The organism is Paenibacillus rhizovicinus, from assembly GCF_010365285.1.
Taxonomy (GTDB): domain Bacteria; phylum Bacillota; class Bacilli; order Paenibacillales; family Paenibacillaceae; genus Paenibacillus_Z; species Paenibacillus_Z rhizovicinus.
Window position 1 is genome coordinate 6,884,896 of record NZ_CP048286.1, and the last position, 21,813, is coordinate 6,906,708.

Sequence of the window (21,813 nt, forward strand, 5' to 3'; positions counted from 1 at the left end):
AATGCGATGGATGACCCACAACATCAATGCTAGGACGGAAATAGAGAGATGGATCATAAACAGCAGCAACATACGCAGATCTTTGAAGAGGCTTCGGTCATTCAAGGTTTCGATATTGAGCTCAGCGAACAAAATGCAGAGCGAATCGATCGATTAGTCGACGATTACGAGAAAAGCATTTTAAGCCGCGTTGACATCGAATATTCGGAGAATAGCACGTTTTCCGGCCGTCTTGCGGACGGCATCGCCAAGTTTGGCGGAAGCTGGATGTTCATTGGTTGGTTTGGCGCGCTGCTAGCGGTCTGGATGGTATGGAATACGCTTCCTTTCCTGACAGCGGTACACTTTGACGAACCACCGTTTATTCTGTTGAATCTGTGTTTATCTTTTCTTGCCGCCTTTCAAGCACCTATTATTATGATGAGCCAGAATCGGCAAAGCGCCAGGGATAAACATGAGTCGGTTATCGATTTTGCCATTAATTATAAAGCGGAACAAGAAATTGAAGACATTCAAGACCATTTGCATCGCATAGAAGCAGATAATTTGCATAATGTAGCGCAGTTTAGCAGCGAGTTGGTTCAGATTAAACAGCTTCTTGCATCCATTGAAGATAAATTGAAGATCAACTAGACATGCATAAGGGGAATAAAGGGAGGCGGATATGAATCCGGCCTCCCTTTTGCGTTATTTCAAATAAACGCGGCTGTAATTGATTTCATAATACTTGCCCGCAAGCGCCGATGCCGGAAGCGTCTTGTTCACGCTGGCGACTTGCGTATGTCCCCAGCCGAAGTCGAAGAGGAAATCCATGTCGATCGGCGTTCCGCCAGCTACGTTGCCGACGGTCCAGTTATAGTTGGATCCCGACTGCACGAGATGGCCGTCCATGTACATTTTGTAGGAGTTATCTTTGCCGTAGAGGAGCTGCCAAGTATGGTAGGCCGTCGGATCGAAGGAAGAGACGCCGCCGGCCGCCATGCCCGAGGACCAGCTGCTGTAATTAATGGTATCGGGATTGTTCACGCTGTTCGAGTGCCAGTAACGGCCGTCGAAGTTCGTATTGCCGCCGCCGTTGTCGTAGCCGAAGCTCTCGACCAGATCGATCTCGGCGCCGTTATTCCATTGAATCCCCGCATTCCAGAGGGCGAACCAGAAGGCTTGCGGCGTGACGTACCGGACGCGCGTTTCCCAGAGGACGTCGCGGCCCAGCAGCGAACCGCCGTTCGGTAAACTCCATTTCGCTTGAATGGAACCGTTGCCGACGTTGTGCTGGCTCGGCGATACGGACGTGGCTCCGTTCAACGGAACGAGGAAGGTCTTCAGCGAATCCGCCGTAAACTGCCGGACCGGATTGCTCGGATCCTCGACCGGCTGCGCTCCTGTAGGCGTGCTGCTCAGGGCCGTCGCGGCCGTCGGCGCAACGATGACGGCGCCGTAATTGGTACCGTTGGCGATCGTGCCGAATTGGTCGTGGAACTGGAATTCGCTGATCAGGTCATTCGTGTTCTTGATCGTGCCGCCCGTGCCGAAATGCCAGTTCTTCACGAGCGTGAAGCCGGAGAAGGATCCCGAAGGGGCCGGACCTACTGCCGGGCTCGCGATACTGCCGCCGCCGACGGTTTCGGTACTTGGCGTTCCGACCGTTGTGGCGGACAATGTCAGATCGCCGAAACCGGACGTATCCGTGTAATTATTGCCCGTGCCGTTCCATACGAGCTGGCTGTCGCGCGTCGAGCCGTTATCGTCGTCGTTGTTCGCGATATCGAACCCGATGACGGTTCCGGCAGACGGCGTGATGCCGAGGCTGCTCCACGGAATCGCCAGTTCGGCGGTGTAACCGCCGGAGATCGCCGCCGTCGCGTGCAGAACGCCTGCCGTATTGTTGTTTTTCTCCGCCAGCGTTCCGTCATTGTAGCCGACTTGGAACTGCCGGTCGGAGCTGTCGTACGAGGTGCCCTTGTTATGGTTGGCGTCGATGTAGATATCGAAGGAATCGTCGTCGTAGATGAGCGGAGACTCGTTGTAGAGGTTACTGTCGAGTGCTTTCACGCCCACATAGAGGTAGGTGGCGTCCCAAAGCGCGCCGAAGGTGACCGTGTTGTTCGGCGTGCCGATCGTCGTCTTGCTTGCCGTACTGCCGAGGCTCCAGACCGACTCGTTCAAATTACCGTCGGTCGCGATGCCGGCCAGCGTTTTGTTCGCGGAAGCGGTACCCGGCGTCGTGCCGCCGACGGTCGTGGCGGATAACGTCAAATCGCCGAAAGCCGAGGTGTTCATGTAGTTGTTCCCGTTGCCGCTCCAGACAAGCTGGCTGTCTCGCGTGCCGCCGTTGTCGTCGTCGTTGTTCGCGATGTCGAGGCCGATGACCGTTCCGGCTGCAGGCGTGACGCCGAGGCTGCTCCATGGAATCGCGAGCTCTGCGGTGTAACCGCCGGTAATGGCGGCCGTCGCATGAAGAACACCGGTCGTATTGTTGTTCTTCTCCGTCAGCGTCCCGTCGTTGTAGCCGACTTGGAACTGCCGGTCGAAGCTGTCGTACGTCGTGCCTTTGTTATGATTGGCGTCAATGTAAATATCGAACGAATCATCGTCGTAAATCGTGGCGGAATCGTTATACAGACTGCTGTCGAGCGCTTTGATGCCGACGTACAAATAAGTGGCGTCCCAAAGCGTGCCGAAGGTGACCGTGTTGTTCGGCGTGCCGATCGTAGTTAACGCTGCGCTGCTGCCAAGCGTCCATACCGCTTCACTCAGGGTTCCATTGATCGTCGGGGCGGACAAGGTTTTATTCGCCGAAGCGCTTCCGGCTGCTTCTGTCGTTGCTACTCCGATCGACGTCGCCGCAGCTGCCAGCGAGAGCGCGATCGACAAGGACATCAAACGTTTGCGAAAGGATCGTTTGCTCATTAAATGCCTCCTCATGGATTCGGTTTTGCAGCCTGCATCTTCGTTGTCGTTCATTGCGATGTCGCTTGCTTCCTGAACTTCCGGCTTGCGCTGGATCACCTCCTTCTCTCAAGTCGGCTCCGCTGGCGAGTTTCATGTGCGGGCAACTCAGAATATACGCACTCTTGCGGAGGAGGGCTATATAAAAAGATGACCGACTTAGCGGTTTTTGTGATGATTTCAATTTGCCAATGAAGGCGTTCCCATAAAATGATCCAGCGATCTCCAGTCATCTTCATAATCGTGTCTTGTACAGGCTTAGCAGCCTTGATATAGTTTGGTCATACGCGCAAACAAGCCGAAGAGCTTGCGAAATGCGAAGAGGGAGATGTGCAAATGAACGATACGATGACGACGGCTTTATTGTCCTCCGGCGATTTTTTGCAAGCAGGCAGCATGCAGCGGATTTGCGAAGCGGTGCATTTTCCGCAGGAAGTCACGCAGGCGCTGTTGATCGAAACAGCGCGGATCGCAGCGGATACGGAACGGGCAGCAGCGGCTAGAGGCTCTCTTCAAGCGTTGTTCGTCGATCAGGATCGCCCGTCCGGCGAAGTTAATAAGGAGCTGCTGAATTACGATGACGGGGCCATATTGGCAGCTGTCGTATATGCGGGCGCGATTCCGCAGCTATGGGCGCGATATGAACAGCGCGGCATATCCGCTCAAGTCCTGATCGATACCGTTCAAGATATCGTCATCTGGATGGAAACGCACCGCAAGCGGCACGGTCAATGGGGATTGAGCGAATTGGGCTGGCTGCATTCCCATATGACAGGCGGGCTTTACAAGATCGGACGGCTTCAATTTCAGCCGATGGCCAATCCGTACGCGGCACGCGTATTCCGGCATCGCTTGACGGGCGAGCATGTCGCACTAGCGGAGGCGGGGACGACATTTCTAGCCGACGGGCGATTGGCTGGCGCATCCGACGATTCCGCGGGAAGCGAAGACGGAGAATGGATATCGGCCTATACTTTTGACGGCCAGCAATATGCGGGGCATCCGATTTCGGACATGGGCATCGCGAGCCGCGAAACCGTGCAATTGCCTGCCGATACGTGGGAGCTGGCGCTGCAGCAAGGGGACAACGTGCTGAATGTCCATATTCCCGAAGGCAGCCGCATGACCCATGACGCATGCCGCGAATCGTATGCCGACGCTGCGCGTCTCTTCGCGGATTGCTTCCCGGATCAGCCGTTCAACGCGTTCGTTTGTTCTTCTTGGCTGCTTTCTCCGGAATTTCGGGAATGGCTGCCGGTCCATTCGAATATTCGGCAGTTCCAAAGCGACTACCACTTGCTGCCGCTCATATCGGACGAAACGCAGACGCTTGAGCGTGTATTCGGCTTCGGCACGAAGCTGGCCGATCTTCCGGACTTAAAGCCGGAAACGTCCTTGCAGCGGGTTATCTATGACCGTCTTACGGCTGGCGAGTCCGTGCATAACGGGTGCGGATTTATTTTGAAGAAGTAGGACAGCTCTATCACTTCGATGTAAAGCGAACAAGAGAGGAGCGGTTCTCCTGAATCGATTTCTGATCGGGCAATACGGCGCGTTCGATGAAGCGAAGTTCCGCCGGGATTTCAGAGCGGACTTCTATGGCATCGAAGCCTGTTTATTCGAGGACGAGTCCGACAAGCAGCGATTAATAGAAGCGTCAAGCAAGCACGGCTTTCGTACCGGCATTCATTTCCCGTTTCGGGCCGGAGGGTCCGTCGTCCGAGATGCGCTGTTTCTCGCTCAGGACGCGGCCGTTCGCTCGCAAGCATACGAGCGGATACAACGGGAATTGGAAGAGCTGGTCCCTGTTAATCCCGACTATGTTCTCTTTCATTATCCGAAGCCCGTAATCATGGATGATCGCGTGGATTGGTCGCAATGGCGCTTCGCGGATCGCAGCGAATACGAATACGAGAGCGGCTATTCGTTCGACGAACTCAAGGCGAGAAGCGAGGAATTGTTCGTCTGGTTGTCCGCGAAGGGCGAAGAATATCGGTTCACGCCTCTATTGGAGTTTGACGCCCTGAATCGGTATGTCTATGAAACCGACTTCTTGGAGCGTTTGTTGGACCGTTATCCGCGCATTCGGCTTTGTTTGGATACGGGGCGGCTGCACGTGCAGGATTGCCTTGACCCATATTTCGATGCGAAGGCAATCATTTCGAAATTTGTCCGGTTCACGGATTCGATTCACTTGAAGAACGTGAGGGTGACGGACCAGATCACGTTGAACAACCATCCGGTGCTGCCGCGATTGAAGCCGGAGGATGGATGGGCGCCGATCGAAGATTACTTGTCCCTCTTCAAGGCAGGGAATCCGGACGTGATGATCATGTTCGAACATCGCTCCGATTGGGTCAGCGACGAAGAATTGGAAGACTGCTATCGCTGGGTGGAGCAACTGCTGCGCTAAGGCGTGCAAGGAGGAAGCGTTTTTTATGGAAGATGATAGGCATCTCAGTGGGTTGACTATTCCCTATATGCATAGGGCGTCATATCCCATTCGTTCCGGCAACGCCATCCGGCCGCTTGTCGATGGCGAGCCTGCATTCCGACGCATATGCGAAGCGATCGAGGCTGCAACGCATAGCGTCTGGACGACGATTACGTTCATGTGGGCCGCATGCCAAATGCCGGACGGCAGAGGCTCGCCGCTTGATGTGCTGCATCGGGCGGCCGCAAGAGGGCTGGATGTCCGGATAATCTATTGGCGGCCCGATCCAGAGACGGAATCCTTGAAAACCAATGCGTTCTGGGGCGCACCGGAACACTTCGAACGGCTGCGCGATTATGCTTCTCCCATGCTTATCCGTTGGGATAGGGCGCATCCGGGATACTGTCAGCACCAGAAAAGCTGGCTTATCGATGCGGGTACCGATGCGGAAACGGCTTTCCTTGGCGGCATCAATTTGAATCCTAATTCCATGGTTGCGCCGGGCCATGGCGGCAAAGGCCAGAACCATGATGCCTATGTCGAGCTGAACGGACCTTCGCTCGTCGACGTCCATCATAATTTCGTTCAGCGTTGGAACGAGGCAAGCGAGCGGGATAAGGCGGATGGCAGCTGGAGCGGAACGGGCAGCATGTCCGATCTCCCGTTCCCGATTCGCGTTCCGAAGCGGCAGGGGGACGCTATCGTTCAGATTCAAAGGACGATTCATCGCGATCGCTACACGAACGGGCAGGCCTCGCCAGGCGGTGACGCATTTGACATCGCTGCGGGAGAACGCTCGAACCTCGATCAGTATTGCGCAGCGATCGATTCGGCTCGCAGCTCCATCTACATCGAGAACCAGGCGATCACCGTTCAAGCGATCGTCGATGGTTTGCACCAGGCTTTGCTGCGCGGGGTGGAAGTCGCAGCCGTAATTCCGGCAGACGGCGAAATCCCGGAAGCATTGGCGAAGCTTGCTGTCTTCGGCAATTTCACGTTAGCAGGCCTCGCCGGAATCGGAGATGACGGGGAGCGGCATAACGTCTGGGTCCACTCCAAACTCATGCTTGTCGACGGTCATTGGGGCACCGTCGGATCGTGCAATCTTCATCGTTATTCACTGTTCGGCAATAGCGAGATGAACGCGGCCTTCTGGCATCGCGAAACGGCGCACGCCATGTTGTCCAGCCTGTTCGAAGAACATCTCGGCAGCGACATTACCGGCATGGATGACCGGGCTGCGCTTCAGCTCTTCGCGAAGATCGCCAGAACCAATCGCCTGCGCCTTGATCAGGGCGACAACGGCTGGCAGGGGCTTGCCTTCAGTCTGCTTCTGCCGCCGTATCACGATTGAACGTTATGATGATTATCCATGGATTGAACCGCCATATCTCTGAATCTATCGCCGAAGCCGCGTATTTCGCGGCTTTTTGTTTTGTGATATGGTAGGTTTATCTAGCAGCTGGGACTTTGTCCCAAACGATGCTGCCATATTCCGGGGAGCTGATACCAATCGCAAGTCCAGTCCAACATAAAATGTATACCATGTGCATGGTTCAAGACGGAAACAACGTGCTGCTGATCAACCGCCCGGACAAGAAAGGCTTTCCGGGATACATAGCTCCGGGCGGAAAGGTGGATTTTCCCGAAAGCATCGTAAACGGCGCGATAAGGGAAGTGCAAGAAGAGACCGGACTCATCGTGAAGGATATCGTCTACAAAGGATTGGATGAGTTTTGCGAGCCGGATCAAGGATTGCGCTATATGGTGTTTAATTATCTAGCGACTTCCTTCGAGGGAGAATTGTTGGCGCACCCGCCTGAAGGAGAGTTGATCTGGGTCGACAAAGCGAAGGCGCTCGAATTGCCGATGCAGGATTGGTTTAAACGGCGGTTTCCGTTGTTCTTCGAGCCGGGCACGTTCGAATTGAGCTTCGTATGGAAGGAAGAGACGGATGAAACCGTCGCCGCAACGATCAAATACTATGAGCGCGGCCTTCGCGAGGCCAGCTTGAAATAGGAGGAATCGTCATGCTGACTTTCATTACGGAGCTTCCGACCGACTTTCCCATAGGCGGGGTACACTGCGTGCCTGTCCTCGATAACGGCAATATGATGATGGTTTGGGACAAGGACGAGCAGGTCCTGACGACCATCGGCGGGCGAATTGAAGCAGATGAATCCCTGGAGGAAGCCTTGGACCGCGAGGTCATGGAAGAAGCGGGCATCGAGCTTACCGGCCGCCGTATCCCGTTTGCCAGCTGGTTCTGGGCATCCACGGAGGGTTATACCGTATATTATTTATCCGAGGTGAAGCGATTCAGCGAAATGCCCGCCGGATTCGAGAAGACGGGCTATGTGATCATGAATTTCGAAACCGCGATCGCTATGATTACGGCCATCGAGGGAAGAAGCGAGCGGATCGAGATTATACGACGGGCGGGAGTCTTGTCGGGCATGCTGGCTCAAGATGAGAACGGCGAACGGTAACGAGCTAGAGGTTGGCAGCCGGTTCGCTTTGTTCGCGCAGCGTGCGATAGATTCCAGCCCGCTCGGATAATTCCTCGTGCGTTCCTCGGTCGGTCAATCGGCCTTCGTCCAGTACGATAATCTCGTCCGATGCCCGCGCAAGGCTTAGGCGATGCGTGATGAAGATGATAGACATGCCGCTTGGATGCCGGGCGAAATGATTCAGGATGCGGCGTTCGGTTCCCTGATCCAGCGCCGAGGTAGCTTCATCCAAGATGAGGATCTTCGGCTTGCGGAGCAAGGCGCGGGCGATGCTGATCCGCTGCCGTTCGCCGCCCGAAATTTGCAGCGCCTGCTCCCCGACGCGCGTCTGCAAGCCGTCCGGAAGCCGGGCAATCCAATCGGCCAAGTCGGCAGCCTCGACTGCTTCCAGAATCGCATCCGGTGTCGCATGTTCGTATCCGTACGCGATATTGTCCATAATCGTGCCGCTTCGCAGCATAATGTCCTGCGTTACGCACAGCACGGAGCTTCGCAGCCAAGCGTAATCGATTGCGGAGAGCGGAATGCCGTTGATTCGAATGCTGCCGGATGCCGGTGATCGCAAACCTAGCAGCAGGTCGGCTAACGTCGACTTGCCTGACCCCCGGTGTCCGACGATGGAGAGCAGCATCCCCGGATCGACCCGGAAGCTGACTTGATCCAGTACGTTCCGTTGTCCATGGGAGAACGATACTTCGTTCGCCTCTAGCGTCAGCGGGCCCGAAGGAACGATTCCCTTCCGCACCGGAGGCACCGGGAAAGCAATGCCGTTCAGGCGTTCGACGGCAGGCGCTAATTTCAATGCTTCGATCGATTTATCGATCAAGGAGGCCCCGAACGGCCTCAGCCAGTTGTAAACGGCGATGAAGGCAACCAAGGATCCGATCGTAATCGAGCCGTTAAGCACGAACGCCCCGCCCGCTGCATACATCGCGACGAGCGCGACGGCATTCAAGGCGGCATGGAGCAAATGAACGCGGTAATCGGTCATCATGCCGTGACGGGTATGCGTCCATTCTTCGTGCAAGCAGGCCCGGATATCCCGGAGCGCGTCGCTTTCCCGCCCGGCTGCTTTAATAAAGGCAGCGCCGGAGACGAGCTCCCGAACGTTCTCCGAAACATTGGAGCGATGGCGGGCCGATACAGCCGCTTTCCGTTTCACTTGACGGCCAAGCCTTGACATGAAAACAGCTTGCACGGCCCAGATAAGCAGCACGATCATACCGAGCAGAGGCTGCAATGATAACAGAATGATCGACCCGACAATGACGGTCACGACATGAAACAAGGTAAATCCGAGCTGACCGTTCACCATATTCGTGATATAACGGGTATCGTCAAGCACGCGAGTGAGCAGATCGCCGGTGCGATTGCCGTTAGATTTGCTCGTTATTTCGCGGCATTTCGCAGAATATAGGAAAAACTTGGGATTCCTAGCAGGGGTTCGGCATCCACGATTCGAATAAGGTTTACGAAGAGAACGGAGGGGTTGAACTGGCGATCAAAGCAATCTTCTTTGATTTATTCGAAACGCTGATCACCGAATTCGCGGACGGGCGAAGAATGTCGAATCGCAAGCATGATTACGAGAAGCTGCTTGGGCTGACGCACGAACAATTCAGAAGAGAATGGACACTGCGCCAGGACCGGCGGATGAACGGAGCATTCGCGTCGTTCCCGGACGTGCTCCGGGATATCGTCGTATCCAACCGGTCGAGCGTCAATGAAGAGGCGATCGAAGAATTATTTCAAGCCCGGCTTGAGGAGAAACGGCTTCCTTTTCGCCAAATCCGTCCCGATATCATCGAGCTGCTTGAAACCGTGCAGGGCATGGGGTTGAAAGTCGGATTGATCAGCAATTGCACGTCCGAAGAAGTGGGAGCTTGGCAAGATTCGGAGCTGGCTCCATACTTCGACGACTGCGTATTCTCCTTCGAGGTCCATTGCAGCAAGCCGGATGCCGCGATATACGCGCTGGCTTGCAGCCGGCTCGAAGTCCTGCCGGAAGAATCCGTATTCGTGGGAGACGGCGGGTCAAACGAGCTGGAAGGCGCTCGACGGGCGGGGCTTCATGCGTGTCATGCCTTCTGGTTTAACACGTATATCGGGAGCGAATTCGTGAAGCTGGCATCGCCGAGCGAAGTCTTGAATGTCTTGCGTGCATGCGTAATCAAGGCAAACTGAGGCTTGCAAAGCCATACGCCAATGCGCTATACTTTCGCTAATCCATCCCGCAATTGAAGGAGATCTCGCCATGCAGACGATTATGCGCAATCCGCTTCATCATCACAAGCAGCGTTAGCACGCCTGTTCATATACAGGGCGGGCTAACGCGTTTCGCGTTGGCCTCCCTGCGGCATACGAACGCGCAGGACCAAGAGGTCCTGCGCGTTTTTTTTATTATTTTCAAACGAAGAAAGGATCGGATGAGGATGCAAAACGTGAAAGGAACCTATGATTATTTCGGCCGGGAGCAGGCCATTCGCAAGCAGGTGCAGCAAACGCTGCAGGAGGTTTTCGAGCTGTATGATTTCGACGGCATGGAATCGACGATTCTGAACGAGCTCGATCTGTTGACTTCGAAGTACGCGGGAGGAGAAGAGATTCTGAAGGAAATGTACCAATTGACCGATCAAGGCAGCCGAAGCCTCGGTCTGCGGTATGATCTGACCATTCCGTTCGCGAAAGTGATGGCGCTCAATTCGGGAATCGAGCTTCCGTTCAAGCGCTACGAGATCGGCAAAGTGTTTCGGGACGGTCCCGTGAAACGCGGGCGGCTGCGCGAATTCATGCAATGCGACGCGGATGTCGTCGGCATTCAAGGTCCACAAGCCGAAGCCGAGCTCATGCAGCTGGCTGCGGAAGTATTCGAACGTTTGGAAATTCCGGTTCGGCTCAAGTGGAACAACCGCCGGTTCCTTGGGGAAGTGCTGGAAGCGATCGGGATTCAGCCGGGCATGATGCTCACCGTGATGCTGACGCTCGATAAAGCAGCGAAAATCGGCATCGAGGGAGTAAGGGAGGAGCTCCTGTCCAAAGGCGCGGACGCCGACACCGCGAATGAACTCATCGCCCTCGTCGATCGCGCAAATCCGACTTTCGGGGAGGTTGCAAGCCGATACGGCTTGACGGCGTCGCCCGGAGCGCTCGAAGCGGCGGCGCTTCAGGACCTGATCCAGAAGCTGGGGCTCGATTCGATATGCGAATTCGATCCGTTTCTGTCGCGCGGACTTTCGTTCTACACGGGCACGGTGTACGAATTGTTCGATGCAACGGGAGGCTTCGCTTCCAGCTTGAGCGGCGGAGGCCGGTACGATGCTGTAATCGGGCAGTTGATCGGGAAGGATGAGATTCCTTATCCGACGGTCGGCATTTCGTTCGGCATGGAATCGATCATGGAACTGCTCCGTGATCGGCCGCAGCGGACGGATCGCCGGATCGTCATGGTTATCCCGATCGGCGATACCATTCCCCAAGCGCTTAGAGCCGCAGGCGAACTGCGAAGCAATGGCATCCGCACGCGAGTGGAGACGGCGGGGCGCAAGTTAAAGAAATCGCTGGCGGGCGCTTCGTCTAAAGGCATCCGGTATGTGATTCTGATCGGCGAGAGCGAAGCTGCGGCGAACTGCCTGCGATTGAAGGATATGAACGGGATGACGGAGTCGGTCGTGAGCATGGAAGAAGCGGTTCGGCTGCTTCGGCAAAGCCTGTAATGGGCTCGCATACGAATATCGGCATGCAAACGCGCAGAACGAAGAGGTTATGCGCGTCTTGCCGATATGGTTCGAATCGTTCGGTTGAGCGGAACTATACTTGCTTGTTAAGGTTACCAGCTTGATAGAATGGATAATCGATGATTCCTTGAACGCGTTCGACGAAGCGTTGATCGGTGAGCGATTCAACGAAGTATAATCCGATGTCCAATGAAGTTCCGGCGCCGCCGGACATGAAAATATCGCCGTCCCTCACAATCCGCTCTTGGATTACTTCCGCGCAATACGGACGTAAGAGCTCGTAGGCGGATGGATTCGTTGTTGCCCGCTTTCCAATCAAGAAACCTGCCGCACCGAACAAGAGAGAACCCGTGCAGACAGAAACCTTATAGTTTACGTCTCGCGCGGTTTGGATCCAAGCGATGAACGCTGGATCATGCCGCAATGTTCTTGTTGCCATGCCGCCGGGAATGAAGACAACGTCGTATTGGGATAAATCCGGATAGACATGATGAATCTGAACGGTCATGCCGCGATCGTCCGTGATGAACTCCTTATTGGAGCAAAAGTCCCAAGTTAGATCTTCTACTTTTCCTAGAACGCGTATCCAGGCGACAACCTCATAGAACCCTGCAAAATCCATCGTCGTCATTTGATCGAACATCACGTAAGCCAATTTCATCTTCCCATACCGCCTCTCATCGTAGTGGAAAACAAAAAAAGCACCTGATCTGGAATCAGCTGCTTTGCCCAGGCGAACGGCATATGAGATATGTGCTCCCTCGTGGTACTCCACGTTTCGCCAGTTACACATACCGGAACTTCTTATTTCACTTGTATCAGAAAATTTTAATCATTACAATGATGAAATATGATCGCTATGACAAAAAAACATTAACGGAGGTGCGCCAATCGGTGAAAATCGGGAATCACGAGACGCGGCTGGCAACGTTCGCAGGCGGCTGTTTCTGGTGCATGGTCAAGCCGTTCGATGAATGGCCGGGAATAGAATCGGTCGTTGCCGGCTATACGGGCGGACACACGGAGAATCCCACCTATGCGGAAGTCGGCAGCGAAACGACAGGCCATTACGAGGCGGTGCAAATCGCTTATCAGCCGGCGATCTTCCCGTATGAACGGCTCCTGGACATCTATTGGCAGCAGATCGATCCGACGGACGACGGCGGACAGTTTCAAGACCGCGGCCATTCTTACCGAACGGCGATTTTCGTGCATGACGAACAGCAGCGCGCGCAGGCGGAAGCTTCCAAGCTCGAGCTGCGGAAGAGCGGGCGCTTCAAGCGTCCGATCGTCACGGAGATTCTGAACGCAGGGACGTTCTATCCGGCGGAAGACGAGCATCAGGACTATTATAAGACGCACCGCAGAAACTACAATTTGTACGTGGAAGGCTCGGGAAGAGAAGCATTCGCCAATCGAAGCTGGCGCGGCGAGAAAGATAAAGCTGCGTTGCAGCGCCGATTGACCGAGCTGCAGTTCAAGGTGACGCAGCTGAACGAGGACGAACCGGCCTTCGAGAACGAGTATTGGAACAACGCGCACGAAGGGATTTACGCCGATGTCGTAAATGGCGACGCGCTGTTCAGCACGATCGACCAATTCAATTCCGGCACGGGGTGGCCCAGTTTCAGCAAACCGATCGAAGAAGGCATCGTCCGCAAGGAAGCCGAATTCAGCGGAGGCCAAGTACGAACGATCCTTCGCGCCCGTTTATCGGGTTCGTATTTGGGGCCGTTCATTCAAGACGTTCCATCCGGGACGATGCCGTATTACCGGGTCAATTCCGCATCACTGCGCTTCATTCCGCTTGAGCGGCTGGATGCGGAAGGATACGGGCGGTTTGCGCAAGGATTTGGCGGGAAAGCATGAAGCCGTTGGATCGGTCGCGGTTCGTGCGAAAAGCTTATTCTTCGTAGATCATTTTGCGCGTCATGCCGCCGTCGATCACGAGATTCGTACCCGTTACGAAATCATTGGCCGGATCGGTCAAATAGAGGCAGGCTCTGGCGATATCGTCAGGCTTGCCTACGCGCTGAGCGGGATGCTGAGCATGATCGACGGGCTTCAAGGCATCGTAATCGCCGGTTTCGATCCAACCCGGACTGATGGCATTGACCTGAACGCGGTCCGGTCCGAGCGACACCGCAAGCGCATGGGTCAGCGCCAGAATGCCGCCCTTCGAAGCGGCATAGGCTTCGGAATTCGGCTCGGACATGATGGCCCGAGTAGAGGCGATATTCACGATCGCGCCGCCGCCTCCGGAGCGCATGAGCTTGGCGACTTCCCGTGCGCACAGAAACGTGCCGCGCAAATTCGTATGTATCACATAATCCCACTCGTCGACCGTAAGGTCGTATACGGATTTCCAGGCGCCGAGTCCGGCGTTATTGATCAGCACGTCAAGCTGGCCGACGGTTTGCTGCAGCCAGGCGAAACAGGCTTCAATCGCGGACGGATCGCTTAGGTCCAGCGTGCGGGTTATGACTTCACGGCCTAGTCCGCGCACAACACCGGCAGTCTCTTCCAGCGCGCCGGCATTCCGGTCAACGAGGATGGTTGTCGCGCCTTGCCCGGCATAAGCGAGCGCAAGCCCTTTGCCGATTCCGGCTGCAGCCCCAGTAATCATGACATAACGATTCTCGAAACGCATTATGGCTCGCTCCTTTGGTTTGGAATCTTCGTAATTGCAGCTACTCAAACAGATATACCTTTGCCGGGCTCAAAAGTCAAATGGACAATCACCTATCAAGTCCCGGCGCGAGGTTCAATGAGCTCGCAGCAGCTTAACAAGAGAGGTGGGAGATCGAATGACGGCTGCTCCAATCTTCCGGTTTGAGCGAACGGAATGGAAACTCGAAGAAGAGGCATTAGCCATCGAACCGGCCGTGAATGAAGCGAATGTATACTATGTCCTTACTTCCGGGGGCGGTTTGGTACGTATTCATACTGCCGATCGCTCTCAGACTGTCGTATATACGATTCGTGAAGACGAACTCGATATCTCGAGTCACGTCTCCATTATTCTCTCGCCGCTGAACGACTTTGCTGCGGTCACGCAAACGTACGGCCGGCATGGCGTCGTTATCGATTTGCGCAATCCGAGAGTCAGCATGGCGATCGAACGAGACGACTACCACTCCGAGCAGTCTATTTTCCCGGCGGCATTCTTCGTCGATCAGAGACGGACGCTGTTCATTCATGGGACGAAATGGAATCGGCTGGAACTATCCGATCCATCGGACGGGAAGCTCTTAACGGAGCGGCTTATTCTTGAAAATCGGATGGACGAGGAAACTTTCGTCCGCGCCGAGCATGATTTGGATTATTTTCACGGTCAGCTGCTCGTGTCGCCGGATCAGCGCTGGGTCGCCGACAACGGCTGGGAGTGGCATCCTGCGGGTTCTGTAGTCAGTTGGAATCTCGCAAGCTGGCTCGGCGGCAATCCTTATGAATCCGAAGACGGTCCGAGCCGACGAACGCTCTGGTGGGGGAAATACGAGTGGAATGACGCCATGTGTTGGATCGATGCGCATGCGATCGGTATCGCCGGGCAATTGGATGAGGGCATTTTCGATAAGGAAGATGAACCGGCGTTATACTTCGAACGGCATTTCAGAAGTTACGATGTGCGGGATGGCAAGCTTCTGCAAGCCTTCAAGATTCAGGAAGGGCAAATGTTTTATGACGACAACTGTTTGTTTACATGCTCGGAAGCAGACGGATTCATCGTCTACGATATGACAGGCAACCTACGATATCACGACAAGTCGATGCGCGTCTCCAAGTATCAGTCTGTCTCGAAGACGTTCGCGGGCGTACGCGGTAATACGCTTACGATGTATACGCGCGTTCAAGAGGTGCAATGATGGAAGGATTAGACTGGCATCGTCAGTCTGCATGCACGCGCATCCACGCGCAATCGAATGGAGGAAGGAATTCTTGCAAGACACCGTGAAAAAAATTCAGATCGGACAAATCAATGCCATCAATCGATATCCCATTAAATCGCTCGCCGGAGAGTCGTTGACGAGCTGCGCAATCGAACCGTACGGCTTGCTGGGCGACCGCTGGGGCGCCTTTTACGATGAGACCAAGGAAGGTTGGTCCCGCTTCGTCACGGCACGGAATATTCCGGCGATGATGTCCTATCAAGCGAAATTCATGGATGGCGATATTCGCGTAACGTCACCGGATGGGCGGGAATTCGGCTGGGACGGGCAGCTGCTCGGCGATATCCAGCAGTTAACCGAAACTCCGATCGCCATGTCGCGGTTGAAGGAACCGAATCCGGAAGACCCGCGGCTGATGTCGGTCGACGCGGCGAGCATTCTGCTCGTAACGGATGCCTCGCTGCGCCAATTGGAAGCCCAGTGGGGCAAAGATGTGGATCAACGCAGATTTCGCGGCAATTTCGTCGTGACATTGAACGCCGACGCGCCGCTGGAACCCGAATGGATCGGAAGTCGGTTGACGATCGGCGATGTGAGGCTGCAGGTAGACAGCTTATGCGAACGCTGCGTAATGATTACGATGGATCCGGATACGCTGGATAAGGAGCCGTCTCTATTGAAGAAGGTTCATCAAGAATTCAATACCTGCTTAGGCGCATACGCATCCGTCATTTCGACGGGACAAATTAAGATCGGCGACAAAGTGATCTTGGAATCGTCAGCCACAATCGCTGGGCAAGATAACTGACCAGCGTCTTAACAAGCGTGGAACAAGCAGCAAGCAAATAACAAGGAAGCAACAAGTAAATAACAAGCACAGCAAGCAGCAAGCAACCAAGAATATCCAACTCGTATACCAATCAGCAGCAGCATGGACGATGAAGTCAGTCCGTGTTTGCTGCTATTTTTGTGTGTATAGCCAATGGAACGATAACCTCTTATTGGAGGATGTTCGTCGATGATGCGAATCCGCTGGACCAAGATCGTTGACGGGAGTCGGGAAGCAGGCATATAATGATTTTAGATTTAGTAATTTAGTAAATTAGTAAATCGAATAAAAGCGAAAATTCATCGCTCACATGCTCGCCTTGAAAGGAGAAAACCGATGGAATACGAAGAAAACCATGTACTATCGCCGGATCGGAAGCTGACGGAAGCGGAACAGTCCCTCGTCTGGAAGAAGCCGGCTTCCCATAGAACAAGCGTCGAAGAACGGCGCATCTGCAAGGAAGTGAAGCGTAACTGGCAGCGCGGCGAGATGAAAATCGCCACGATCTTGCTCGAAGGAGATGCCGGGTCCGGCAAAACCCAGCTCGCCAAAGCGCTGTCGGCCGACTTCGGGCTGCCGTATACGAAGGTGACGTGCTTCGCCGATATGGATAAAACCGACGTGATCGGCGCGATTTTGCCTGTGATCGCCTCCGAGAGATTAGCGAAGCTGGCTCCCGAGGATGGGCAGCTTCTGCAAGCCTTGTACGAGAGCGACGGATTTCAAAGCGCGACCCATGTCTTGAGCGCATTGCTGAATATCTCCTCCGAAGAAGCAGCGGTGAAAGCAAAGCGGCTGATGAAGCTTGCCGTGGAGCAAGCGGAAGGGGACACGGTGGAATACCGGTTCTATCCGTCCGAAATCGTCAATGCCTTCCGCAACGGCTACCTGCTGGAAATCCAAGAACCGACCGTGATTCGCGATGCCGCGGTCTTAATGGCGCTCAATTCGGCGCTGGAGCCCGACGGCAGCATCAATCTTCCGACCGAGGTCATCCATCGCCATCCGGATTTCGTCGCGATCATTACGACCAACCGCGGCTATGCGGGGGTCAGACCGCTGAACGAAGCCTTGCGCGATCGCGTGCAGCATACGGAGAAGATGGATTTGCCGGGCAAAGCCGTCATGATTGAGCGGGTTACCGCCAAGACCGGCTATCTGAACACGCGGGTGATGGACGTATTGGCGGATACGATCCTGCTGCTTGACCAAACCGCCAGAGCCCATGCCATCAAAGGCGTCGCCGGGATGCGCTCCTTCTTCTTCTGGACGGATGCGGTCGCTTGCGGCATCGGAGCGAAGGAGTCCTTGTATCATAAAGTAATCTATAAACTGACGACCGATCCCGATGAAATCAAGCTCTTGGAAGAAGCGCTGGAACGGCGCGGGTTATTCGCTGCGCTGGATGCAGCTGAAGCCGATATTGAGGCTGTTCTCGAAGCGGAACGCGGAGAAGAGCGGACGGCGCGAAGCAGCCCGGATGAGGAAGCCATTGAAATCAAATCATGGGGAGCGATTGACAGCCGAGCCGCCGGCTGCCGACAGGGGCGAAGACGGAATCGCGTTGAGGAAGTCCGCCGACAGCGAAGAGGGCGGCACCGGGACTTCCGATGAAACGACGGAAATGGAAAGCTCCGATACGGGAGAGGACGGCGAGCCGCGTTATCATCAAGCCAATCCTGACCCGGTGCCGGATGACGAGCGCAAGTCAAAGCAGCCTGATCAGCCGAATAAGGCTGATCGGTCGAAACTCAATCAGGACGCGCGCGCGGCGGTCGCCGCTTCACTGCACGGACGCGTGAAGCTGATCGTTCACCGGCCCGGCTTCGATGCGGAGAACGAGCGCGAATACGAGCGATTGAGCAGCGAGCTCATGCCGATCGTGCACGAGATCGCGCGCAAGACGCTGCCGCTGCTGGAGCAGGAGCCGACGGCCGAGTTCGCGCGTCACCATGCTTACGGCAGCAAGTTTATGGCCGACAGCGTCGTCTACCGGGACTACAATCATTTTGCCAAGAAGCGTCCGCCGACGGAATCTCCTTCGTTGTCGGTCGCGCTGCGCGTAGACGAGTCCGCCTCGATGGCAGCGTTCGGAAGGCTGGAGGCGGCGAAACGCGCCGTGATCGCCGTCTATGAATTTTGCCGGATGTGCGATATTCCCGTTATGATCTATGGCGATACGGCGGATGTATCCCGGCTCGAGCAAATGTCCGTGTACGCCTATGCCGGCCTGCAGCGAGTTGACGACGCCGACCGGTTCAGGCTGATGAACATCCGCGCGCGCAGCAATAACCGCGACGGCATGGCGCTGCGGATCATGGCGGATCGGCTGGCGGCCTCCCCGCAGAAGACGAAGCTGTTGATCAGCTTGAGCGACGGGCAGCCCAAAGCGATGGAGGACTATACCGGAAGGCTGGCGGTGCAGGATATGAAGCAAACGATATCGGAATACGAACGCAAAGGCGTGACGATTCTGGCGGCTGCAATCGGGCAAGACAAGGAAGTCATCAGCAATATTTACGGCAACGAACGCTATCTCGATATTACGGATTTGCAGGCGCTTCCGGGTAAGCTCGTCGGATTGATTGCCAAATATTTATGATTTGAAACTATGAATGGTAACGAAAGGAGGCAATCGGCATGGACAAGAACAAGCGCAAAGAACTGCTCGAAGCCTACAAGCAAGTGAAAACGTATATGGGCATTATTCAGATCACGAACCGGACAAACGGGAAAATTTACGTCGATGCCTACCCCAACCTGAAGAACAAGTGGACATCGATTCAGGCGCAGCTCAATATGGGGAGGTTCCCGAACGCAGGACTTCAGCAGGAATGGAAGACGCATGGCCCGGATGCTTTCGCATACGAGGTATTGGATCAGAAGGAAGCGGACGACATCGCCGATATTAAGTGGGAGATGAAGATGCTGGAGAAGAAGTGGATGGAGAAGCTGCAGCCGTATGGCGAACAGGGCTACCATAAACCCCGAGCTCAATAAACTTCCGGCTCCTCCAATTCAATAACGATTCTATTGCACACAAATAAAACGCAGCCGTCGTCATGACGGCTGCGTTTTATTATGTTTCCAACCATTAAAAACCTACAATACTCGCTCCAAAAACCGCTGCGCGCGCTCGCTCTTCGGCGCGGCGAAGAACTGGTCTGGCTCGGCTTTCTCGATGAGTTTGCCATCGTCGAGGAAATAGATCGTATCCGCCGCTTCGCGGGCGAATTTCATCTCGTGCGTAACGATGAGCATCGTCATGCCGGAGTCCGCGAGTCCGCGAAGCACTTCGAGCACTTCTTTGACCATCTCGGGATCGAGGGCCGACGTCGGCTCGTCGAAAAGCATGATTTCCGGATCCATCGCGAGGCTGCGCGCGATCGCGATCCGCTGTTTTTGACCTCCGGACAACCGCGACGGGTACTCGTCCGCTTTGTCCGATAGACCGACGCGCTCGAGCAGCGTCAATGCTTTCTGGCGCGCTTCTTCGCGCGACAGGCCTTTCACCTTCATCGGTGCGAACATGATGTTCTCGATGACCGACATGTGCGGGAACAGGTGAAAATGCTGGAACACCATGCCGATGCGCTGGCGGAATCGGTTGATGTCCGTCTTCGGATCGGTAATGACCGTTCCGTCGATCGTAATCCGGCCGCCGGTCGGCGTTTCGAGCAGGTTCAAGCAGCGCAAGAACGTTGATTTGCCTGATCCGGACGGACCGATGACCGCAACGACCTCGCCGCGGGCGACCGTCGTGGAAATGCCTTTGAGCACCTCGTTCTTGCCGAATGTCTTCGTTATGTTCTCTACGTTAATCACTGCGGCGCAGCCTCCTTTCAAGCAAACGGGCCAGTGAAGTCAAGATAAGCACGAGCACGTAATAGATCACGCCGGCCAGGATGAGCGGCTCGAACGCGCGGTAATTCGCCGCCTGAACGAAGCTTGCGCGGCGCAGCAGCTCCGAAACCCCGATGACCGACACGAGCGACGATTCCTTGATCAGCGAGACGCATTCGTTGACGAGCGCAGGGAGGATGGTCTTGACCGCTTGCGGGAAAATGATGCTGATCATCATCGTCCGGTACGGAATGCCAAGCGCCATAGCGGCTTCCCGCTGTCCGCGGTCGACCGCCATGATGCCGCCGCGAATGGTCTCCGACAGATAGGCCGCGGAGTTCAAGCCGAATGCCAGACCTGCGGCCATAAGCGCCGGTATATCATAGTGAAAAATTTGCGGTGTCGCGTAATAGATCAGCACGAGCTGCAGGAGCAGCGGCGTGCCGCGAAAGACCGAGGTGTAGAAGGTGGAGAACCATCTGAGCGGCTTGATCGACGACAGCTTGAACAAGGACAGGATGGTTCCCCAGATGAATCCCAGGGAAGCGGACACGAGCGTAAACAACAGCGTCACGTAAACGCCCCGCAGGATGAACGGAACATAACCGTCCAGCGTGCTGAAATCAATCAACTTGTTGTTTACCTTTTGTTCTTCTTTGGTACCGAACCATTTGTCGACGATGTGTTTCTTCTCGCCGCTGGCATCCATCGCTTGCAGGGCGTCGTTAAAGGCCGGCGTTAGCGTCGACCCCTTCGGGAAAGCAATGGCATAGCCCTGTTCTTGGTTCTCCGACGGAAGCATCGTTATGGATAAATCCGGATTCGAGGCAACGGCGTCCAGGGCTACCGCGTCCTCGACGATTGCGGCGTCGATCCGGTTCGATTTGATTTCTTGGATGAGATCGGGAATGCGGTTCAGCTTCTTAATCGTGGCCCCTTTTAATCCGGCGACGGCAGTCTCCTGCGTGGATCCAAGCTGCACGCCGACGCGTTTGCCTTCCAGCTGCTCCATCGTGGTATAGGGGGAATCTTTCTTCGACACGATCGTATTGCGCGCGGCGTAATAGTTATTCGAGAAATCGACGCTTTGCTTGCGTTCCTCCGTGACGGACATGCCGGACATGACGAAATCGACCCGGCCCGATTGGAGCGCGGCGATCAATCCGTTGAAATCCATGCCGGTAATTTCCAGCTTGCAGCCAAGCTTATTCGCGATCGATTTGGCGATATCGACATCGAGACCGATAATATCGCCGCCGTTCTTGGCATCCGTGGATTCGTAAGGCGGGTAATCCGGGGAGGTGCCCATTATAAGCTTCTTGCCTTGGCAGGCGTCGCTTCCGGCGGCCGCGGCCGTTCCGGCGTCCAGTCCAAACCGCGGCAGTCCGGCTATGGAAACCGTGACCAGTGCGAGCATCAGCATCAGCACGGCGAACATGCGTCTGAGGTGTATGATCTTGATGTGGTTCATTGCAGATTCCTTTCTCATCATGATGTGGAGGATATTTTGACCATTGTTAACTATGCCCTATTGAAATAAACCTAGTCAATAGTCCGCCGCACTTAATTTCCGCGGTATATTTTCCCATTCTGATAGCATATCTGCTCTATGCTTGCATACCAT

The 21,813-nt window shown here is 55.1% G+C and carries 21 protein-coding genes and 1 riboswitch; of the genes, 14 read left to right on the forward strand and 7 right to left on the reverse strand.

Features of this window, described 5'->3' with window-relative positions; translation table 11 throughout:
- The first annotated feature begins 48 nt into the window (after positions 1-48).
- Entirely contained in the window at positions 49-633 is a 585-nt protein-coding gene (locus GZH47_RS30675; RefSeq protein WP_162644885.1) for a DUF1003 domain-containing protein, read from the forward strand.
- 54 nt (positions 634-687) lie between these two features.
- Here the strand turns inward: GZH47_RS30675 and GZH47_RS30680 are convergent, their stop codons facing one another.
- Entirely contained in the window at positions 688-2,910 is a 2,223-nt protein-coding gene (locus GZH47_RS30680; RefSeq protein WP_162644886.1) for a sugar-binding protein, read from the reverse strand.
- A gap of 375 nt (positions 2,911-3,285) precedes the next feature.
- On the opposite strand from GZH47_RS30680, the gene GZH47_RS30685 reads away from it, so the two are divergent.
- On the forward strand, positions 3,286-4,422 hold the full coding sequence (locus GZH47_RS30685) for an acyltransferase domain-containing protein (RefSeq protein WP_162644887.1): 1,137 nt from the start codon (positions 3,286-3,288) through the stop codon (positions 4,420-4,422).
- A gap of 184 nt (positions 4,423-4,606) precedes the next feature.
- Here GZH47_RS30685 and GZH47_RS34545 read toward each other — a convergent pair whose 3' ends face one another.
- Positions 4,607-4,783, reverse strand: coding sequence for a hypothetical protein (locus GZH47_RS34545; protein ID WP_318653398.1), 177 nt, complete (start codon positions 4,781-4,783; stop codon positions 4,607-4,609).
- Positions 4,784-4,801: 18 nt separating this feature from the next.
- Here GZH47_RS34545 and GZH47_RS34550 point away from each other — a divergent pair, with 18 nt between their 5' ends.
- The 4 genes from GZH47_RS34550 (at position 4,802) to GZH47_RS30705 (ending at position 7,872) form a co-directional block, all read left to right on the forward strand.
- Positions 4,802-5,362, forward strand: a complete 561-nt coding sequence (locus GZH47_RS34550; protein WP_318653399.1) for a hypothetical protein — start codon at positions 4,802-4,804, stop codon at positions 5,360-5,362.
- 25 nt (positions 5,363-5,387) lie between these two features.
- Positions 5,388-6,737: a phospholipase D-like domain-containing protein gene (locus GZH47_RS30695; RefSeq protein ID WP_162644888.1), complete on the forward strand. Its 1,350-nt coding sequence runs from the start codon at positions 5,388-5,390 to the stop codon at positions 6,735-6,737.
- A gap of 197 nt (positions 6,738-6,934) precedes the next feature.
- The gene (locus GZH47_RS30700) at positions 6,935-7,402 is read left to right on the forward strand and encodes an 8-oxo-dGTP diphosphatase (RefSeq protein WP_263866888.1); all 468 of its coding nucleotides are present in this window, start codon (positions 6,935-6,937) and stop codon (positions 7,400-7,402) included.
- Between the two features lie 11 nt (positions 7,403-7,413).
- Entirely contained in the window at positions 7,414-7,872 is a 459-nt protein-coding gene (locus GZH47_RS30705; RefSeq protein WP_162644889.1) for an NUDIX hydrolase, read from the forward strand.
- Positions 7,873-7,876: 4 nt separating this feature from the next.
- Here GZH47_RS30705 and GZH47_RS30710 read toward each other — a convergent pair whose 3' ends face one another.
- The gene (locus GZH47_RS30710; protein WP_225446606.1) at positions 7,877-9,286 is read right to left on the reverse strand and encodes an ABC transporter ATP-binding protein; all 1,410 of its coding nucleotides are present in this window, start codon (positions 9,284-9,286) and stop codon (positions 7,877-7,879) included.
- Between the two features lie 116 nt (positions 9,287-9,402).
- Between GZH47_RS30710 and GZH47_RS30715 the strand changes: the two genes are divergently transcribed.
- Both GZH47_RS30715 and GZH47_RS30720 read left to right on the forward strand, forming a co-directional pair.
- The gene (locus GZH47_RS30715) at positions 9,403-10,077 is read left to right on the forward strand and encodes an HAD family hydrolase (protein WP_225446607.1); all 675 of its coding nucleotides are present in this window, start codon (positions 9,403-9,405) and stop codon (positions 10,075-10,077) included.
- A 248-nt stretch (positions 10,078-10,325) separates the two neighbouring features.
- A complete protein-coding gene (locus tag GZH47_RS30720) occupies positions 10,326-11,606 on the forward strand; it encodes a histidine--tRNA ligase (protein ID WP_162644891.1) in 1,281 nt (426 codons plus the stop codon).
- A gap of 94 nt (positions 11,607-11,700) precedes the next feature.
- On the opposite strand, the gene GZH47_RS30725 is transcribed toward GZH47_RS30720, so the two are convergent.
- A complete protein-coding gene (locus tag GZH47_RS30725) occupies positions 11,701-12,288 on the reverse strand; it encodes a DJ-1/PfpI family protein (RefSeq protein ID WP_162644892.1) in 588 nt (195 codons plus the stop codon).
- A 59-nt stretch (positions 12,289-12,347) separates the two neighbouring features.
- Positions 12,348-12,426: riboswitch (ZMP/ZTP riboswitch) on the reverse strand.
- A 95-nt stretch (positions 12,427-12,521) separates the two neighbouring features.
- Between GZH47_RS30725 and msrA the strand changes: the two genes are divergently transcribed.
- Entirely contained in the window at positions 12,522-13,496 is a 975-nt protein-coding gene (gene msrA / locus GZH47_RS30730; RefSeq protein ID WP_162644893.1) for a peptide-methionine (S)-S-oxide reductase MsrA, read from the forward strand.
- Between the two features lie 34 nt (positions 13,497-13,530).
- Here the strand turns inward: msrA and GZH47_RS30735 are convergent, their stop codons facing one another.
- Positions 13,531-14,277: an SDR family NAD(P)-dependent oxidoreductase gene (locus GZH47_RS30735; protein WP_162644894.1), complete on the reverse strand. Its 747-nt coding sequence runs from the start codon at positions 14,275-14,277 to the stop codon at positions 13,531-13,533.
- Positions 14,278-14,434: 157 nt separating this feature from the next.
- Here GZH47_RS30735 and GZH47_RS30740 point away from each other — a divergent pair, with 157 nt between their 5' ends.
- From GZH47_RS30740 to GZH47_RS30760, 5 genes are all read left to right on the forward strand, one after another.
- A complete protein-coding gene (locus GZH47_RS30740) occupies positions 14,435-15,493 on the forward strand; it encodes a hypothetical protein (RefSeq protein WP_162644895.1) in 1,059 nt (352 codons plus the stop codon).
- A 73-nt stretch (positions 15,494-15,566) separates the two neighbouring features.
- Positions 15,567-16,325: an MOSC domain-containing protein gene (locus tag GZH47_RS30745; protein WP_225446290.1), complete on the forward strand. Its 759-nt coding sequence runs from the start codon at positions 15,567-15,569 to the stop codon at positions 16,323-16,325.
- A gap of 357 nt (positions 16,326-16,682) precedes the next feature.
- The gene (locus tag GZH47_RS30750) at positions 16,683-17,960 is read left to right on the forward strand and encodes an AAA family ATPase (protein WP_162644897.1); all 1,278 of its coding nucleotides are present in this window, start codon (positions 16,683-16,685) and stop codon (positions 17,958-17,960) included.
- Positions 17,911-18,948 carry a vWA domain-containing protein gene (locus GZH47_RS30755; protein WP_162644898.1) on the forward strand — a complete coding sequence of 346 codons (1,038 nt, stop codon included), beginning with the start codon at positions 17,911-17,913 and terminating at the stop codon, positions 18,946-18,948. The genes GZH47_RS30750 and GZH47_RS30755 overlap by 50 nt, the downstream gene beginning before the upstream one ends.
- Before the next feature lie 38 nt (positions 18,949-18,986).
- Positions 18,987-19,346: a GIY-YIG nuclease family protein gene (locus tag GZH47_RS30760; protein WP_162644899.1), complete on the forward strand. Its 360-nt coding sequence runs from the start codon at positions 18,987-18,989 to the stop codon at positions 19,344-19,346.
- 102 nt (positions 19,347-19,448) lie between these two features.
- Here the strand turns inward: GZH47_RS30760 and GZH47_RS30765 are convergent, their stop codons facing one another.
- Complete coding sequence (locus GZH47_RS30765) at positions 19,449-20,171, reverse strand: amino acid ABC transporter ATP-binding protein (protein ID WP_162644900.1); 723 nt, start codon at positions 20,169-20,171, stop codon at positions 19,449-19,451.
- On the reverse strand, positions 20,164-21,660 hold the full coding sequence (locus GZH47_RS30770; RefSeq protein WP_225446291.1) for an ABC transporter permease subunit: 1,497 nt from the start codon (positions 21,658-21,660) through the stop codon (positions 20,164-20,166). Before GZH47_RS30770 ends, GZH47_RS30765 begins: the two co-directional genes overlap by 8 nt.
- Positions 21,661-21,813: the final 153 nt, after the last annotated feature.